Raw genomic sequence first — 2,804 nt, 5'->3', positions numbered from 1 at the left:
TCGGTGCCCGCCAGGGTGGTCATCGAGGTCCGCAGCTGCGGCTCGGGCAGTTCGGCCCCGCGGGTGACCAGGATTTTCTGCATCGTCATCTGGCCGCGGGCGCCCACCGCCCGGCTCAGGCCCTGCGCCTGGGCGCGGATCTTCTCGTCGTCGACGCGCACCGAGGCGTTGATGACGTCCTCGGCGGTCAACAGGATCGGCGCGTAGAGGGTGACCCGCTCCCGCAAACCGAGGGCGGGGTCGGCCGCCTTGTTGACCAGCATCTGCCCGCCGTCGAGCAGGTTGGTCACCCCGGAACGGACGTCGGAGTTGACGTCGGTGTCGTCCAGCCTGGACTGCAGTTCGCCCTTGCGCGCCTCGTAGTTCTTCTTGGCGCCGTCGACGTCGCGCCCGGTGGAGCCGGCCAGCAGCGCGACGTCGAGCGCGGACATGTATTTGGTGATGACCGGGACGACGTCGGCGCGGGTGGCGGCCAGCCGCAGGCCGGCCGCGTTGGCCATGGCGGCATTGATGCGCAGCACCCCGAAGACCGTCGCCAATGTCAGCGGGACCAGCACGATCGCCAGCACCTTCCAGCCGACCGGCCAGTTGGTCAGCGACCAGGACGGCGGCCGCTTGGCCGGCGCCGCGTCCGCCCCGCCCACCGGCGCGGGGCGGACGACTTCCGCCTCGGCCGGGTTGGTCGGGCGGGTGAACATGGTCATGTCATCGCGGCCGCACGACCGGCCGCTGCGCTGACGCTGAGCGCTGAAAGAAACGAGAGGCTCATGAAACTTCCTGCTTTATTTCGCCCGCCCCGCGCCAGATAGGCGTGTGCGTGTAGGTGTGGCAATCCGACGAGTATGACAGCCCGCGGCGCGGGCCACCAGAATCGTTACTGAGCAGACAGGTCCCTCCAAGGTGGCGCCGCGCCCGCGCGGCCACCCCTGGCAAACACCGCCGAGCGCGCAACCCTAGGCGGGACGAAGCAGCGCGACCAGGAAATCGGAGTCGTCGCGCAACGGCCGCATGTCCCAGGTGGACAGCAGCAGATCGGGCGCGAAGCCCGCATCGACCGCGTCGTTGAGGAACACGTCGAACTCGTAGTCGCGGCCGGCGCCGAAGCCGATCGCGGCGCGGCCGTCGTCGGCGACGTGGGCGCGCAGCCGGCTCAGCACCTGGATGCGGGTGCTGGGCGCCAGGAACGCCATGACATTGCCGGCGGAGACGATGACGTCAAACGGTTCGGCGATGCCGCGCAACGGCAGGTCCAGCTCGGCCAGGTCGCCGACCAGCCAGCGCGGCCCGGGGTAGTCCTGTTCGGCCGCCTCGATCAGCGCCGGGTCGACGTCCACACCGACCACCCGGTGGCCGACCGTGGCCAGATATCCGCCCAGCCGGCCGGGCCCGCAGCCGGCGTCCAGGATGTGGGCGCCGCGCGGCGCCATCGCGTCCACGAAGCGGGCCTCGCCGGCCAGGTCGTCGCCGGCGCGGGTCATCGCGCGGAAACGCTCGATGTACCACTGCGAATGGCCGGGATCGGCAGCGACCTTCTGCATCCAGATGCTCTGCTCGACCATGCGACCATTATCCCCGTTGTGTTCAAGCTGATGTTTCTGGCGCCGCGGATCCCGCCCAATACCGGCAACGCCATCCGGACGGCGGCGGCGACGGGCTGCGAATTGCATCTGGTCGAGCCGATGGGGTTCGACCTGTCCGAACCCAAGCTGCGGCGGGCCGGGCTGGACTACCACGACCTGGCGTCGGTCACGGTGCACGCGTCACTGGCGGATGCCTGGGCGGCGCTGTCACCGCAGCGGGTGTTCGCCTTCACCGCGCACGCGCCCACCTCGTTCGCCGACGTGCGCTACCGGGCCGGCGACGTGTTGATGTTCGGTCCCGAACCCACCGGGCTGGACGCCGCGACGCTGGCCGACCCGCACATCACCGGGCAGGTGCGCATCCCGATGCTGGCGGGCCGGCGCTCGCTGAACCTGTCCAACGCCGCGGCGATCGCCGTCTACGAAGCCTGGCGGCAACACGGCTACGCCGGGGCCCGATGAGTACTGGGCCCCGCGCGAGTCAGCAGTGATATGGCTACCTTCATCACGATCGGTTACGGAGACGAAGCCGGCTACCGCCGGGCGAGCGACGACTGCAAGCGTGCCGCGCACACGCGCGACGACGAACTGCGTGCGGCCGGCGCACTTGTCGGGATTGCCGGAGAACCCGTTGCCGTGCGCAACCCAGACAGCGCCGGACTGCGGGTCGAGGCCGGGCCGTTTATGAGTTCAGAGCTGCCGATCGCGGGGTTCGCGGTGTTCGAGACCGATGACCTCGAGGCGGCGATCGAGCGGGTGAGTCAGACGCCCTGCGCGGTCGCGCACGGGGTGGTCGAAGTCTGGCCGCTGGTCACCACGCGTCCCAGTGCGTGACCTGGTCGGCGGGCAGCCGCTTGGCCGGGCGGAAATCGGTGCCCTTGGTGTAGGCGATCGGGAACAGCCCGCCCTGGCTGTAGCGGTCGTTCGGGATGCCCAGGATGTCGGCGACCCGTTGCTCGCCGTCGCCCAGCAGGTGCAGCGTCGTCCAGCACGACCCCAGTCCACGCGAGCGCAGCGCCAGGCAGAAGCTCCAGACCGCCGGGAACAGCGACGCCCAGAACGACACCCCGCCCAGCGGCGACTTGTCCGGGCGGCCCTCCAGGCACGGGATCAGCAGGACCGGTGCCTCGTGCATGTGCTCGGCGAGGTAGGTCGCGGAATCGCGGACCGCGCCCATCCGCTCGCCCCGCGTGTCGCCTTCGGGGTATTCGGCCCCCGGGGCGC

4 protein-coding genes and 1 pseudogene are annotated in these 2,804 nt (G+C 70.5%); 2 read left to right on the top strand and 3 right to left on the bottom strand.

All coding sequences use genetic code 11. The features are described 5' to 3' along the window. Nucleotides 1-704, bottom strand: a pseudogene (locus A9W96_RS24340) (ATP-binding protein); the annotation flags it as partial. Nucleotides 705-953: 249 nt separating this feature from the next. Further along, complete coding sequence (locus tag A9W96_RS24335) at nt 954-1,559, bottom strand: bifunctional 2-polyprenyl-6-hydroxyphenol methylase/3-demethylubiquinol 3-O-methyltransferase UbiG (protein WP_066872176.1); 606 nt, start codon at nt 1,557-1,559, stop codon at nt 954-956. 18 nt (nt 1,560-1,577) lie between these two features. Here A9W96_RS24335 and A9W96_RS24330 point away from each other — a divergent pair, with 18 nt between their 5' ends. Together A9W96_RS24330 and A9W96_RS24325 are read left to right on the top strand one after the other, a co-directional pair. Then, nucleotides 1,578-2,042 (top strand): tRNA (cytidine(34)-2'-O)-methyltransferase, encoded by a 465-nt coding sequence (locus A9W96_RS24330; RefSeq protein ID WP_066872174.1) that lies wholly within the window; start codon nt 1,578-1,580, stop codon nt 2,040-2,042. A 30-nt stretch (nt 2,043-2,072) separates the two neighbouring features. Beyond that, on the top strand, nt 2,073-2,414 hold the full coding sequence (locus A9W96_RS24325; RefSeq protein ID WP_067143732.1) for a YciI family protein: 342 nt from the start codon (nt 2,073-2,075) through the stop codon (nt 2,412-2,414). Here A9W96_RS24325 and A9W96_RS24320 read toward each other — a convergent pair. After that, the coding region (locus A9W96_RS24320) for a nitroreductase family protein (RefSeq protein WP_197499630.1) at nt 2,392-2,804 on the bottom strand (413 nt) is incomplete at its 5' end. The two genes, A9W96_RS24325 and A9W96_RS24320, sit on opposite strands and share 23 nt — an antisense overlap.

It is taken from the genome of Mycobacterium sp. 1245852.3 (assembly GCF_001669335.1).
GTDB classification, from domain to species: Bacteria; Actinomycetota; Actinomycetes; order Mycobacteriales; family Mycobacteriaceae; genus Mycobacterium; species Mycobacterium europaeum_A.
This window is presented reverse-complemented; position numbering and strand designations above follow the sequence as displayed.